Origin of the sequence: Paenibacillus sp. UMB7766-LJ446, from assembly GCF_030226665.1 — a bacterium.
GTDB lineage: Bacteria > Bacillota > Bacilli > Paenibacillales > Paenibacillaceae > Paenibacillus > Paenibacillus vandeheii.
The window spans coordinates 33,943-49,057 of the sequence record NZ_JASOYM010000019.1 but is presented as its reverse complement, the minus strand read 5'-3'; the positions used below and the strand labels follow the sequence as shown (position 1 = coordinate 49,057).

13 protein-coding genes are annotated in these 15,115 nt (G+C 48.2%); 10 read left to right on the top strand and 3 right to left on the bottom strand.

Annotation, left to right across the window (positions count from 1 at the left end; translation table 11 throughout):
• Window positions 1-302: 302 nt before the first annotated feature.
• The 4 genes from QP794_RS30655 (at window position 303) to QP794_RS30640 (ending at window position 4,027) form a co-directional block, all read left to right on the top strand.
• Entirely contained in the window at window positions 303-926 is a 624-nt protein-coding gene (locus tag QP794_RS30655) for a YhbD family protein (protein ID WP_285080565.1), read from the top strand.
• 14 nt (window positions 927-940) lie between these two features.
• On the top strand, window positions 941-1,666 hold the full coding sequence (locus QP794_RS30650) for a polymer-forming cytoskeletal protein (protein WP_285080564.1): 726 nt from the start codon (window positions 941-943) through the stop codon (window positions 1,664-1,666).
• A gap of 32 nt (window positions 1,667-1,698) precedes the next feature.
• On the top strand, window positions 1,699-2,394 hold the full coding sequence (locus QP794_RS30645; RefSeq protein WP_285080562.1) for a hypothetical protein: 696 nt from the start codon (window positions 1,699-1,701) through the stop codon (window positions 2,392-2,394).
• Between the two features lie 73 nt (window positions 2,395-2,467).
• Window positions 2,468-4,027 carry an MDR family MFS transporter gene (locus QP794_RS30640; protein WP_024631582.1) on the top strand — a complete coding sequence of 520 codons (1,560 nt, stop codon included), beginning with the start codon at window positions 2,468-2,470 and terminating at the stop codon, window positions 4,025-4,027.
• 183 nt (window positions 4,028-4,210) lie between these two features.
• Here QP794_RS30640 and QP794_RS30635 read toward each other — a convergent pair whose 3' ends face one another.
• Entirely contained in the window at window positions 4,211-5,644 is a 1,434-nt protein-coding gene (locus QP794_RS30635; protein ID WP_285080561.1) for a VanW family protein, read from the bottom strand.
• A gap of 252 nt (window positions 5,645-5,896) precedes the next feature.
• Here QP794_RS30635 and ftsE point away from each other — a divergent pair, with 252 nt between their 5' ends.
• The 5 genes from ftsE (at window position 5,897) to QP794_RS30610 (ending at window position 11,924) form a co-directional block, all read left to right on the top strand.
• A complete protein-coding gene (gene ftsE / locus QP794_RS30630) occupies window positions 5,897-6,583 on the top strand; it encodes a cell division ATP-binding protein FtsE (RefSeq protein ID WP_024631580.1) in 687 nt (228 codons plus the stop codon).
• Window positions 6,573-7,490: a permease-like cell division protein FtsX gene (gene ftsX / locus QP794_RS30625; protein WP_079350381.1), complete on the top strand. Its 918-nt coding sequence runs from the start codon at window positions 6,573-6,575 to the stop codon at window positions 7,488-7,490. The genes ftsE and ftsX overlap by 11 nt, the downstream gene beginning before the upstream one ends.
• Window positions 7,491-7,644: 154 nt before the next feature.
• Entirely contained in the window at window positions 7,645-8,931 is a 1,287-nt protein-coding gene (locus QP794_RS30620) for a murein hydrolase activator EnvC family protein (RefSeq protein ID WP_079350382.1), read from the top strand.
• 133 nt (window positions 8,932-9,064) lie between these two features.
• Complete coding sequence (locus QP794_RS30615) at window positions 9,065-10,534, top strand: S41 family peptidase (protein ID WP_285080605.1); 1,470 nt, start codon at window positions 9,065-9,067, stop codon at window positions 10,532-10,534.
• Window positions 10,535-10,598: 64 nt separating this feature from the next.
• A complete protein-coding gene (locus QP794_RS30610; protein ID WP_285080560.1) occupies window positions 10,599-11,924 on the top strand; it encodes a PDZ domain-containing protein in 1,326 nt (441 codons plus the stop codon).
• Window positions 11,925-11,976: 52 nt separating this feature from the next.
• Here the strand turns inward: QP794_RS30610 and QP794_RS30605 are convergent, their stop codons facing one another.
• Complete coding sequence (locus QP794_RS30605; protein WP_285080558.1) at window positions 11,977-12,669, bottom strand: response regulator; 693 nt, start codon at window positions 12,667-12,669, stop codon at window positions 11,977-11,979.
• 19 nt (window positions 12,670-12,688) lie between these two features.
• Window positions 12,689-13,963: a sensor histidine kinase gene (locus QP794_RS30600; RefSeq protein ID WP_285080557.1), complete on the bottom strand. Its 1,275-nt coding sequence runs from the start codon at window positions 13,961-13,963 to the stop codon at window positions 12,689-12,691.
• Between the two features lie 208 nt (window positions 13,964-14,171).
• Here QP794_RS30600 and QP794_RS30595 point away from each other — a divergent pair, with 208 nt between their 5' ends.
• Entirely contained in the window at window positions 14,172-15,107 is a 936-nt protein-coding gene (locus tag QP794_RS30595) for an ABC transporter ATP-binding protein (protein ID WP_024631573.1), read from the top strand.
• Window positions 15,108-15,115: the final 8 nt, after the last annotated feature.

The following is a 15,115-nucleotide window of genomic DNA, read 5'->3' as shown; positions in this document are numbered from 1 at the left end:
TTAAAGTAACCCCTTTCATAATTCATTGATGAAGGTCCTGAATTGAAACGAGAGGATGGATCTGGAGTGGAAATGGCTCCAAAGTGTCTGTAGTAAACAGGTTATACGTAAATCTCTTTCGACGCAATAACAAGATCCGCTGTAGGAACAAAGAAAATAAGCGCTTCCAAAAGCATATGGATTTTTATGTGGGAGCAGTAGATATGAACAAAAATCGGAGATTCCATTCACCATGTTGTTCGCTCTCTTTACAGCGTAACAATGTTATGTTACACTGTTTTCAACGTAAAGGGGGACCATATATGACGGATGATTTGATCTCCAAAAAAGAATTGCTGGACCTGACGGGCATCTCTTACGGCCAGTTATACCGCTGGAAGCGGAAGAATCTCATTCCAGAGGAGTGGTTTATTCGGAAGTCGTCCTACACCGGACAAGAGACTTTTTTTCCAAAGCAACAGATATTACTGCGGATTGACAAGATTCTCAATATGAAGGACGGATTGTCTCTGGATGAACTGGCAGACGTGTTTTCACCAACTTTGGGTGAAGTGGAAATGTCCGCTGAGCAGCTATTGGAGCGAAACATTGTTTCGAACATTTCGCTCGAGCTGTTGAATGAAGCAGGCCGGGAGCGGCCGCTGTATGCATTGGATCAGATCATGATGCTCTATGTCCTTGATAAGCTGCTAATGAGCGGGGATATTACCCGCCAGGAGGGTACGCTGCTCATCGACGTCATGTCGGAGCATTACTATCGTTTCACAGGCAAACCAAGCGAGCTGGTGCTTATTCGCAAGATGGGTGTCCCTTTATTGATGCTGGTAACGGCAGGGACGGAGCTTTATTTTGACAATGGTGTGAAGGTTGTTCTTAGACAGCCCATGGGAACGTTTATGGAAGAGCTGAAACTCAAATTGGGATAAGGAGTGGGTCATATATGGAGGAACGAAATTTGCGAAATGATCTGAACGTAGCAGGTTTGAGCCAAACGGCAGGCGGGGAATTTCACCGGGTATCCATTGATGGCATGGCTAAGGTAAACGGTAACCTGGACTGTACCTCCCTTAATGTGAATGGAACATTGAAGATGCATGGAGCTTTGAGCGCAGAAAGTGCAACGATTAACGGTATGTGCACGCTGAACGGCCCTTTGAACAGTTCTCGTGTTCGTGTGGATGGCTTGACTACGATTAATGGAGACCTCCATAGTCCTGAGCTTGAAGTTAACGGAAAATGTACCGTACGCGGACGAGTGAATGGGGAACGAATCGATATTGGAGGCGTGATTGATATTGAAGGTGACGTACAATGCGAGTCCCTGAACGTACAGGGCAATATTAAAATCAGCGGCTTCCTGAATGCGGGAACGGTAGAGATCAGGCTGCATACCTCCTCTTCGGCCAAAGAGATTGGTGGGGAGCGCATTGATATCCGTCGTAAGGAACAGACTGGTTTTTGGAAAAGTATTGGACTGGGCGGTACCCCTTCATTTAAGACATCTTTGATTGAGGGGGATGAAATCGTGCTGGAAGATACCGAGGCAGACATTGTTCGTGGCAACAAGGTTCATATCGGTCGCGGATGTAACATCAGAGTGGTTGAATATTCGGGTGAACTAGAGGTTGATCCAGATGCCAAGGTGGGCAGCAGTCAGCGAATTTAATTTTGATTTGGAGTGAAAGGGATGTGATCGACATGAATAATCATTTTGCCAGTTCAACGGATAAAAAACATGACATTAGTATCATCGGCGACGGCAGTTCTTCTGGTGGTGTATACGGAAAGGTCAAGGTAGTGGGGGATTCCTCGTTTAATGATAATCTGATCTGTGATCAATTCAAATGTACCGGCACATCGGTCATACACGGGTCTCTTGAATCGACCGATATCAAAATTACAGGAACCCTTACCCTGAAAGACCGGACTGCTGCTGATAATGAAGATCAGGAGGGGCATTACGCTTCTAACCTGTATGCAAAAGCTGAACATATGAAAGTGGTAGGGGAACTTCATGTATCAGGTGACTGTCAGGTGGAGGATATAAAACTGAACGGCCGTTTTACGATAGCGGGTATGCTCAGCGCTGAACAAATGACACTCAAAATCATGGGTCCATCCGAGGTCAGGGAAATGGGCGGATCCATCATTTCAGTGAAGAGCGGCAAGGGCAAACTGTTGGAAGGTCTATTTTCGGGGCAAAAGTCGGTACTTAAGGCAGGAATGATCGAAGGCGACGATATCGAATTGGAGTATACCGAGGCAGAAGTTGTTCGAGGGGATAAAATAAAAATTGGCCCTGGCTGCCGGATCGGCACGGTGGAATACCGCTCTTCTCTGCAAATTCATCCGCTATCGGAAGTTTTGGTGCAAAGCAATCGGTCCTTGGACTGATTATCCACCGTAACTTTTCGGATATACTAATTCAGTCATATGAATCGGTTGTGAATGGGAGAGATTGAGTACAATGGCTACACGTAAAAATAATATTGGATTGGTGCTGGCAGGGCTACTGCTGAGCATACTGATGGCTTCGATGGACAATACCATCGTGGCAACAGCTATGGGCGACATTGTCGGGAAGCTGGGTGGGCTCGACAAGTTCGTATGGGTTACTTCTGCGTATATGGTAGCCGAGATGGCGGGTATGCCAATCTTCGGTAAGTTATCCGACATGTATGGAAGGAAGAAGTTTTTTGTTTTCGGAATACTGGTATTTATGCTTGGCTCCGCATTATGTGGAACGGCAACAACAATCGTCGAGCTGACGATGTACAGAGCTATTCAAGGTATTGGTGCAGGTGCACTGGTGCCGATTGCCTTTACGATTATGTTTGATGTGGTCGCACCAGAATCACGAGGCAAATTGGGCGGTTTGTTTGGAGCTGTGTTCGGCTTGTCCAGCGTATTTGGCCCACTGCTGGGTGCTTACATTACGCAGTATGCGACATGGGAATGGGTATTTTATATCAACCTGCCGCTTGGTCTGATCGCGTTTGTGTTTATTGCATTCTTCTATAAGGAATCGCATCAGCATCAATCCCAACAGATTGACTGGCTGGGTGCAATCACCCTGATTGGTGCGGTAGTCTGTCTCATCTTCGGTCTTGAACTGGGTGGCAAAACGTATGCTTGGGGCTCATGGCAGATCCTCGGTTTGTTTGCCGGATTTGTGGTGCTTGCACTGCTATTCCTGTTTGCAGAAACGAGAGCCAAGGAACCAATCATCTCGTTCGGCATGTTCCGCAACCGGGTGTACTGGTCCAGTAACGTCATTGGCATGTTCAGTGGTGCGGCGTTTATTACCGCATCCGTGTACATTCCGATCTTCATTCAGGGTGTTCTTGGTGGCAAAGCGACCAACTCTGGTCTAGTGCTATTGCCAATGATGCTGGGCTCCGTTGTGACGGCGTCCTTGGGTGGGGTCCTGATGACCAAAATCAAATATCGCAGCATTATGATTCCTACGCTGGCCTTGCTGGTGGTTGGTCTTGGCTTGCTGACAACGCTGGATGAAAGTTCATCTTTATGGACGATTCGTATATATATGGTGATGGTTGGTCTTGGTGTCGGAGCTTCATTCTCGGTACTCAGCAATGCAGCCATGAACGCGTTTGAACCGCAAAGACGCGGAGCAGCGAGCTCCACACTTAACTTCCTGCGTTCGCTGGGGATGACGATGGGCATTACGATCTTTGGTATCGTGCAAAGCCAAGTATTTACACGCAAAATGAATGATGCCCTCGCCGGATCAGCGGCGGAAGCGGGTGGAACGGGTGCTCCTGCAGGCGGCGTGCCTCAGGGAGTGAATCTGAGCGATCCACATGCGTTGCTGTCGCCAGAGCTGAGAAAGGCGATTCCGCCTCAGGTGCTGGACGCCATTACGCACGCGCTGTCATCATCCATCGTGCAGCTCTTTGCCTGGGCTGCGATCCCGGCTGCACTGGCGTTGATTGCTGCATTCTTCATGGGTAAGGAGAAGATGGTTATAGGTGAAGAGCAGGGAGAGTACACGGGCGGACATTAAAAAGGTCTGGTCTGATCCATACACAATATGAACCTGTAGAACAATTCTATAGAAATAATTAAGACACATCTCTGAGGAGCCCCAGTATGGGGAACAAGAGATGTGTCTTTTTCAGTTTGTTATTATTTTGCTGAGTTGGACCTATTCATGTGTATGTGTGGTGGCACTCCAGTGGAAGAAAGTTTAAGGCTGCTTCGTGTCGCTGATCCCATCCTCTACGACTGAAGGTTCCTTGGGATCTGGGAGGTTGGTATGACCAGAGCGGGCAATCAGGCGATTCTGGGCTTTGTACGTATCACGTGTAATGGTTTTGGATTCGACGACTTTGCCATCCACCCTTTTGGTGCGCATTGTCTCAACAATATATCCGGGCTGACCATTCTGGAGCACCTGCTGGGCACCGTCAGGCAGCACATTGCTCGATACATATTTCACGGGAACACTTAACGTCTCAACCGTACGGGATTCCAGTGCATAACTGACGTTTTCCGGGAAGGTACCGAAAAATTTAACTGTTAACCTCCCGCCCTCCACTTTGGCATGAATGAGCAGGGACTTGCCGGTATTGTTTTTGAACCGAAAATTGATCGAACCTGAGGCGAACGTGGCATCCAGCCCCTTTGGCAAATATTTGACGGGCAGGGAGTGATTGCGACGCTCTACAATGTCCAGTCCGGTTAAGAGAGCTGCGTTATAGACTGTACTCGATACCTGGCAGATGCCGCCCCCAATCCCAGGGGTAAGCTGCCCGTTTACGATGACCGGGGCTTCCCGGAAACCGTAGTCTTTTTCGGCTTTACGGATGACCTTCTCATAATCAAATGTACCATTTGGCGGTAAAATCAAGCCGTTAACCGCTTGCGCTGCTGCGCTGACGTTATGTATCCGGCCTTCACTACTGTTTCCGAGGCCAGTGGAAAACTGAATGATTTTTCGATCAATTCCCTCCTGGCGCAGCGATTTAAGGGTCACTTCAGGTTGCAGCGTATAAAGTGGCAGCTGAATCAGCAGAGGGTTCGGCTTCACATCATGATCCAGTGCAGCGAAATCCCGGTGCAGTTTAGCCTGCATCAGGTTTGCGAGTTCATCCCATGCGATCCGGCGGACGCCTTTTTCCGGGATGTATTGCACTTTGTCACTTTCGGTAATGCGGCGGACAGCGTCTGCAGGTGAACCGAAGGTTTCCTTTTCCCAGGCAGGATTAAGTTGTTCTTGCAGTGATTTTGAATTATACGTCAGCTTCAGGGACCATTCCTTGGGGAAATGATATCGGGCGTAAGCTCGCTCCCACAGATTGCCTTCGTCCAGCTGCTGTACGGCAGCCCGGAAGTCGTCAGCGCTGTAATTTGCACCCGTCTGGGCGGCGGTGAACGTCATCGTTTTGGCTGCCGGATCCTCCACCTTAAGAGTAACTGGCCACTCCTTCAGTTGTTTCAATCGAGCATCCAGTGCTTGCTGCACCTCCTTGCGATTCATACCTTCCAACGACCATTCCCCAACACGCACATCTTTCGGTAGAGCAGGTTGGTTCACGTACATATACAGCAATCCATAGGACGCGGAACCGATCAAGAGGATAGAGAACAGAATAATGACCGTCAAATGTATTTTTTTCATATCCGTACACTCCTTTGTACTTCTGTTGTTCCGCAATTCGTAACACTTTCCATATATATGATCCTATGATGGAAAACTTTCGGGTACTCAATAGGTAACAAATTTGTTACAATAAAACTCATATGAATCCAAGCTTCACCATCGAAAATAGGGCGAAATGGATTTCTCCTGATGAAATTCAGGTCTTTTTAAAGGAAATGCCGGGATTGTGTCGAAATGATAATGGCTAACTATGCAACGGGAAGTGATGATGTGATAGAAATGCAGGACGTGTGGAAGACCTACGCCAATGGTACCCACGCATTACAAGGGGTGTCGGTGAAGATCGACCGCAATGAATTTGTCTATATCGTCGGTCCGTCCGGCGCAGGCAAATCGACATTTATGAAATTGATGTACCGTGAAGAAGTTCCGACCAAAGGACAAATATCCATTAACGGATTTAATATCGGGAAGTTAAAGCCACGCAAAATTCCTTATGTACGCCGGAATATCGGCGTTGTGTTCCAGGATTTCAGGTTGCTGCCACGCATGACCGCATTTGAGAATGTGGCATTTGCCATGGAAGTTATCGAAGCGCCGAAGCGTCACATCAAGAAGCGAGTGATGGAAGTGCTTGATCTGGTAGGACTGCGCAGCAAGGCGAACCGTGAACCTTCGCAGTTATCGGGTGGGGAACAGCAGCGTATTGCCATCGCGCGTGCCATCGTGAACAATCCGTCTGTCATTATCGCGGACGAGCCTACGGGGAACCTTGATCCGGAGACGTCATGGGGCATTATGCAGCTGCTGGATGAAATTAATTTTCGCGGGACAACCATTGTGATGGCGACCCATAACAAAGATATCGTGAATACGATGCGTAAACGGGTTATTGCGATTGAACGGGGACAGATTGTACGGGATCAGATGAGAGGGGAATACGGATATGAATTTTAGTACTCTCTTGCGCCATTTGCGGGAGGGATTCAAAAATGTATTCCGCAACGGCTGGATGTCCGTGGCCTCCATCATGTCCATTATCGTGTCACTGCTTATTCTGGGTGTGTTCATGCTGCTGGTGCTCAACGTGAATTCCATGGCCAACCAGGTGGACAGTCAGGTCGAGATCAGTACGTATCTCGAACTGAACGTGGATGAGAACCTGCGTAACACGCTGGAGCAGGAAATCAGTGCCATGCCTGAAGTTAGTGAAATTCGTTTTGTCTCCAAAGAAGAAGGACTCAAGGAGTTCCGTGAACGTCTGGGAGCAAGTGCAGACAACGTGCTGAGCGGTTTCGATGTGGATAACAACCCACTGCCGGAGACCATTGAAGTAGAGGTCATTGAACCGGAAACCGTCACTTTTGTGGCGCAAAAAATCGAAGCATTGAACGATAAACATCCGGAGAAGCCGATCATGAAAGTGAACTACGGCAAAGAAACGGTGGAAGTGTTGTTCAAATTTACAAAGCTTGTTCGGAATATCGGATTTATTTTTGTCGGGGGACTGGGTTTGATGTCCATGTTCCTGATCTCGAATACGATTCGCGTAACGATTCTGGCCCGGCGCCGGGAGATTGGTATTATGAAACTGGTTGGAGCCACCAACACGTTCATTCGCTGGCCTTTCTTTGTTGAAGGGGCATTGATTGGATTGATCGGTTCGGCGATTACGGTAGCGGTACTGTTCTTCGGCTACAGCCGACTGATGGCAACAATTGGTCAGGATGTATTCATGCAGATGCTTAATCTGATTCCACTCGGCGATATTTGGCTGCTGTTTGGAACACTCTTGATTGGACTTGGTGTGCTGGTTGGTATTTTGGGAAGTACATTGTCCATCCGCAAGTCTCTTAACGTTTAATCGAAAAAGAATGGCAAAGCAGGTTCACAACAGAACGCTGTTTGACGATATGTAGTAAAGACGGAGTCTTTAAGTGTAAAGAAAGCAAAGAACATGCTGTTCACCACCTGTGCAGGTTGCTTTCTTGTGAAATCATAGGATGGGGGATCACATTTTGAAAAAAACAGCTTCGCTGCTGGCTTTAACGTTATTGGCCAGTTTGACGCTTCAACCTTCTGACGGATATGCCAAGAGTAGCATTAGCGACATTGATCAGCAGATTCAGCAACTGGAGAGCAAGGCGGCTTCGGCCAAAAAGGAGCAGCAAAAGGCTGCCAGCAACAAAAAGGAAGCCCAGCATTACAAGAACAAGACCAATGCTTATTTGAAAGTGGTCATGGAACAGATCAATGTGGTTAGTGATGAGCTGGCAAACGTATCCTTGCAGATTGAAAATACGGAAGAGGATCTCCGGACAACGAAAAAAGACCTGCAAGCCGCAGAAGAACGTATCGTTGCAAGAGAGAAATTGCTTGAATCTCGTGTACGGCTGATGTATACAGACGGTGCCGTTTCGTATCTCGATGTGTTGTTAACTTCAACAAGCTTCTCTGATTTCCTGACTCGTGCCGATTCACTAAAAACGATTGTGGATCAGGATCAGCATCTGCTGGATGAACACAAAAAGGACAAGCAACTCGTCGTGGACAAAAAGGCAGAACTGGACGTGCAATATGCAGAAGCCAAGAGTCTGTATGCGCAGAAGAAACAGCGCAAGTCCCAATTGAACGAGAAGGAACAGGAGAAGCAAGTGCTTCTCGCTTCCTATGATGCTAAAATTGAAGAATCGGAAGAGCTGACGCAGGAACAGGAAGACGTATTGATGCAGATTGCAAGCAAGCGTTCATCCCTTCTCCAAGAGAAAAACAAATTGCGTGAACAGCAAGCGGCCGCGGCCGCCAAAGCAAAAGCAGCGGCAGCTGCACGTGCGGCGGCAGCTGCGAAGGCGCCGACCAAGGTCAGCACAGGCAGCAGTGAGACCAGTGAGACCACGTATTCAGCGGGGAATGGCATTTTCTCCAAACCCGTATCCGGTGGACGTATTTCTTCTCCATTCGGTCGCCGTACACACCCTATTACGGGGGAAGTTGGAAAAATGCATAATGGTGTTGATTTCGCTGTTCCTGTGGGTACCTCAGTTCATGCTGCATCAGGCGGTATCGTAATCATGGCTGAGTGGTACACTGGATACGGCTATACCGTTATTGTAGACCATGGTGGCGGTCTTTGGACATTGTATGGTCACCTGCGTGAAGGCGGATTTAAGGTAAGCAAGGGAGATACAGTCAGCAAAGGCGATCTTATTGCCGAATCAGGCAATACAGGCAACTCTACAGGACCTCACTTGCACTTTGAAGTTCGGGATAATGGTACGGCAGTCAACCCAATGAATTATCTATAATAGAATGGATTGCAAGGGAATGGAATAAACATATTCCGTACAAGCTAGGCATATACTAAGCTGGCATGTTCAGGGAATGATTCAGGAACAATTGAATTTGACACGCTTCAATACTAAAGGCGGTGACAAACGGATGATGAAGAAAAGATCGGCCCTGCTGCTTGTCATTGTAGCCCTTCTTGGAGGCAGCCTGCTTACGCTGGTGCTAATGAGTTCCCCAGGCCTGGCAAAGACGGCACCAGGCGAAGGATTGCTTGCCAGTGTAACTGGCACGGCACAGCAGAAGAACGATTTAAAGAAGATTGAAACCGCGATGGATTTGATCTCAAGCAACTATTATAAAGACGTGGATCGAACCAAACTCATTGATGGTGCGATCAACGGCATGATGGAATCCCTTGGTGATCCGTACTCCAACTATATGGGACAGGAAACAGCAGCCCAGTTCGAGGAGTCGATTGAAGGTTCGTTTACCGGAATCGGTGCAGAGGTATCCTCTCAAGACGGGAATGTCGTCGTGGTATCGCCGATCAAAGGATCACCTGCCGAAAAAGCGGGTATTCGTGCGAAAGACATGATCATGTCCGTGAATGGTGAATCCCTGCAAGGTTTGGAACTGAACAAAGCTGTTAACAAAATCAGAGGTCCAAAAGGCAGTGAAGCGAAGGTGCAGGTTAAACGTGCCGGATCTTCCGAGCTAATTGAATTTGTCATCGTGCGTGCTGATATTGATTTGGAAACGGTCTACGCCCACATGGAGGATAACGGTGTTGGTGTGATTAGCATCACTCAATTCTCGCTGAATACTGGCGATCGCTTTAAGGAAGAACTGGCGAAGCTGGAGAAGCAGAACATGAAGGGCCTGATCATTGATGTACGGAATGACCCGGGTGGTGTTTTGCAGGTCGTTATTGATATTGCAGAACAATTTGTTCCCAAAGGCAAGGTTATTGTTCAAGTCGAAGATAAGAACGGTAAAAAGGAACAAAGCAAATCAAACGGATCAGGTAAATCCTATCCAATTACGGTTTTGATGAACAAGGGCAGCGCGAGTGCGTCAGAAATTTTGGCTGGTGCTTTGCAACAGTCGGCAGGCGCAACGTTGGTTGGAGAAAACTCCTTTGGTAAAGGAACCGTACAGACGAGTTATGACAAGCAGATGGGTGATGGCAGCTTGCTGAAAATCACCATCGCGAAATGGCTGACTCCGAATGGAGACTGGATTCATGAAAAAGGCATCAAACCGGATATTGCGGTGAACCAGCCGGATTACTTCTCGGTGGCACCAATCAATAAAGAAAAATTACCTTTGAAATACGACAGCAATAGCACGGATGTGAAAAGTGCGCAGACGATGCTGAGAGGACTTGACTTCAAGCCGGATCGTGTGGACGGATACTATGACCAGAAGACAGAAGAAGCGGTCAAAGCATTCCAGAAACAAAAAGGCATTCAGGCAACAGGCCAGATTGACGAGAAAACCGCGGAATCACTTGAAGCGGCTCTGATTGAACGCATTGCCAATCCTCAATATGATGCACAGCTGAAGCGCGCGATTGATAATGTCTCAAAGGATATTTCATCCGCTGTGTCGAAACCATAAAGAAGGCTGATTTTCAGCCTTCTTTTTTTCTGAACCGGCTGAAGGAGAGGAGTGACCATCCACAATGGAATGGGCTTGGCCATGGTTAACTACATTAGGGGAAGCATTGTTGCAGTTGTTTATTCAGCCGTTTTATTATATTGCGGTAATCTTGATTGCGCTCGTTTATCATCGTCAACTATTGCAGGAACGTAAATTGTTTCACGTTCGTCTGCAAAGCTCGATAACACAGACCATTCGTGCAGTGCTCGGAGGTATTCTGATCGGTGTAATGGTCTCCATCGTGTCGCTGTTTCTCGGGGCACATCTTACACTGGGCAGCCTGATCTGTATATGGGCAGCAACGTTATTTCTGGCCTTATTCCGTATCCGATACTTATGTTTTGCTTATGCTGCAGGTTTGCTCGGTGTGTTGCAGTTTGGTTTAAATATGGCTTCGGGCTGGCAGCCCGCAGGATGGATAGGAACTGTCACTGAAGCCTTACGTGAGCTGGATATGCCTGCACTTCTTGTGCTCGCAGCTGTATTACATATCGGTGAAGCACTGATGCTACGTATGCAGGGGGTATCCATGGCATCGCCTTTGCTCTTTGAAGGTAAACGCGGCAAGCTCGTTGGAGGATACCAGCTGCAGCATTTCTGGCCGATTCCGTTACTGATTCTTGTTCCGGTTACGGGCGGGGCAGCATTACCATGGACCGCCTTAATCAGCGGAGGAAATGGCTACATGCTGGTTGCACTGCCGATTATGCTTGGATTCGGAGAGGTTACTCAAAGTATGCTCCCGGGGAGAAAAGTTCAGATTTCCGCAAAGCGATTGCTGTTATATGGGACAGGGCTGCTTGTGCTCAGCCTTCTGGCTGCGTGGTGGTCTCCACTCATGATTGTTGCAGCCTTGGCTGCTTTCATTGGACATGAGTTCCTGGTGTGGTATAGTGGCTTCGAAGAACAAAACCGCAGCCCACTGTTTGTTCACCCTGAGCACGGCTTGAAGGTGCTGGGTGTCATTCCCGATAGTCCTGCGGAAGACCTGGGGATTGAAGCAGGAGAGACCCTGTACAAGGTGAATGGCGTGCTGGTACATTCGCCTGAGCAATTACATCGCGCCTTGCGCATGAATCCGGCTTTTTGCAAGCTGGAGGTACGCAATCATCAGGGAGAGAGCAAGTTCATGCAGCGAGCGATCTATGAAGGCGAGCATCATCAACTTGGCGTTCTCATGGCTCCGGACAATCATGAAGCCTGGGCGCTCCGGTTGCGTCCGCTAACCCTGGTTCATATTGTAACTCTCAAGTTGTTTGCAAGACGTCGGAAAGACAAGCATGAGGTTGAAGCTCCACTGGCACTGCCGCCAGCTCCTGTGGGAGAGCAAAGGTCGATAGAGATGTAATAATTAATGGGTATTTCCTCCGCCTAATGAGGCAGGGGAGATACCCTTTTTGCTACTTATTTTTCAACATGAAGATGGCGATTTGTGTCCGATCACGCAAACTAAGCTTCCCGAGAATATCAGTAACATAGTTTTTGACCGTACCTTCGCTCAGAAATAGCTTTGCAGCGATTTCTTTATTGGACAGTCCTTCCGAGATAGCCTCTGCAACAGCCAGTTCCATACGAGTTAGGCCGTAAGAGTCAATGGGTTCATGGGTCTGAGCCGATGCAGCAGGGCGGAGCAGAGTCGCGAGCTTACGAGCAATATCAGGATGAATCAACATATCCCCGTTATGTACAGTCTTGATCCCTTGAATAATTCGGTCAGGTGGCACATTTTTGAGCAAATAACCGCTGGCCCCGTTTTGCAAAGCCTGAATAATATACTCATCATCGTCAAACGTGGTAAGCATCAGTACACGCACGTCAGGGAAGCGTGTCTTAACGATTCGGGTACCTTCGACTCCGTCACCATCGGGCATGCGAATATCCATAAGTACAACGTCGGCAGGTGTTCCTGACTCCAGCAGTTCGAGAGCTTCTCGTCCGTTTGAAGCTGTACCTGTAACGCTAATACCGGGATCGAGTCCAAGCAGGACTTTAAGACTTTCACGGATAAAGGAATCATCATCCGCAAGGATCAGCCGAATGGTCTGAGGTTGGACAGAATGGCTTGAGTTATTTAATTCATTCAGGTCAGACATGAGCAAATCACTTCCTTTTTCAGATCAGTTCAGCTTTGTTCGTTATGGGCAGTCGTGTAATCACCGTATAGGGATAGTCCGACTTGATTTCCAGTTTCCCTCCAACCAACTGTGTGCGTAGACGCATTCCTTCAAGCCCCATGCCGAGCCCTGTAAACGCTGCTTTTACACTCGGGTTAGCACGAGATCCTTCATGGCTTCCTTTTGTTTGTTCCTTCGCGGAAAGGGGATGTCCCTTCCCATCATTGCTAATAGACATACAGATCTCTCCTTCTCCAAATTCCAGTTCCACCGTAATCGTAGTGGCATTTCCATGACGGAGGGCATTGGTCAGGGCCTCTTTAGCATTTTTGTACAAGACGATCTGTATGCTGGGATAGAGTACATGTGAATGCCCACGCACTTCGTAACGCGTCTTCACACCCGTTTCCCGGCCAACGTCTTCCAGCAGACGATCTAGTGCGTAGGCATCGGATATATAAGAGTTTGGCCGCAATTTGTGGAGCGTGGTTCGCATGTCATCCATACTGGCGGCCAATTGATCCCGAATCTGTCTCACCATTTCCGTGCCCTGTTCCGGATGTATAGGGAGGGTCAGAAGGGCTGCGTCAGACATCATTTTGGTGCGAATCAGGCGGTGACCAATATCATCATGAAGCTGCCGGGATATTCGGGTACGCTCCTCAATCTGTGCAGCTCCTTCAAGTTGCTTCGTGAATTGCAGCAATTGCTCTCGTGCGTCCTGAAGCTCGTAATGTTTACTGCGCAGCTCATCATACACCTGTTCAAGCTGTCCCCGGCTGCTCGCAGTTCTAGACCCCTGCCAAGAGAGTGTTGCGGTGATGAGCAGGAGCAAGTTACCTGTAACCCGAGCCATGGTCTCTTGGGTGAAGGTAAACGGAATGGCAGTGTTTGTGTGAAGTATGAGCCATGCATGAAGCCCCTGTGGTGGGGCGTAATACCAATGTAACGCGATATTGCTGGCGATAAGCTGAATTGCGAGCATTAACCAGCGCTGGGCCCCATCTAGTCTGTACATGTACACATAAAGCGCAGATAAGGAGAGGAAAAACATAAATGGCCCATATAGAGCGATCAGCCAGCAGCTGAAAAGGATTTCGGCCACAAGCAGCAAACGCTGCATACCTGAACGGGTGAAATCTTTCCACACCGCGAGTCCAAGTGCAATGATAATATACAGCGTATAGCTATCTTCTTGTTCCAGGGGCAGCACCAGAATGTACAGCACCGCGGGAACTATAAGTAAACCGTACTGCAACAACCGCATCGGCATATGTCAGAGACATCCTTTATTTTAGAAGTGAAGGTATACCTTCCGGTAATCTATGTCGATTATATCATAGGCAGTTTCCCCGTCCGAAGATGACTTAAGTCACCTTTGTTTCATGACCTTTCGTACCTTCGCAGAAGATCACAATTCGTTACAATACAGATATATAATCCAATGGCAGGAAGCTGGACGGAAGAGGAGTGTATAATCTATGGCTATGCTTGAAGTGGACCATGTAGTAAAACGATACGGCAGCAAGCTCTCGGTGGATCATTTAAATCTGAGTGTCGGTAAAGGTGAAATTTTTGGATTGCTTGGACCGAATGGAGCAGGGAAAAGTACCACCATTAGCATGATTGCCGGTCTTTTAAAGATTGATCAAGGTGAAATTCGGTTGGATGGCATATCGGTCAAGGAACGGCCGTTAGAAGTGAAACGCAAAATCGGGCTGGTACCACAGGATCTGGCTCTATACGAAACGATGACTGCTGCGGAGAATGTAACTTTTTTTGCCCGGTTGTACGGACTTCGCGGAAAGATGCTTAAAGAAAGGGTGCAGGAATCCCTCGAATTTGTAGGTTTGCAGGACAAAGCGAAGGATGCCCCATCCACGTTCTCTGGCGGGATGAAACGCAGGCTGAACATTGCGTGTGCCATTATGCATCGCCCGGATTTAATCATTATGGATGAACCGACAGTGGGGATTGACCCGCAATCGCGCAATCATATTTTGGAGTCTGTCCGCACGCTTAATCAGATGGGATCAACCATCATTTATACAAGTCATTACATGGAGGAAGTAGCTGCAATCAGCCACCGGGTAGCGATTATGGATCAGGGGCATATCATTGCCTGCGGCACCGAAGCAGAGCTGAGAGAACGGGTTGCATCCGAGGAAAAAATCGTTCTGACCACTTTGGGCGTCGGTCCCGCTGTTGTGGAGGAGTTGAAGCTTCACCCCCGTGTGCGGGCGGTAGAAGTATCAGACAATATATTGACCATTACACTGCCATCCGCCCAGCAGGATCTCCAGGATATGCTTTTCATTTGCAGCAAACATGAAATTTCCATCCAATCGCTCAAGGTCGAAGAGCCTGATCTGGAAACGTTGTTCCTCAATCTGACCGGACGTACGCTTCGGGACTAGGAGGATTT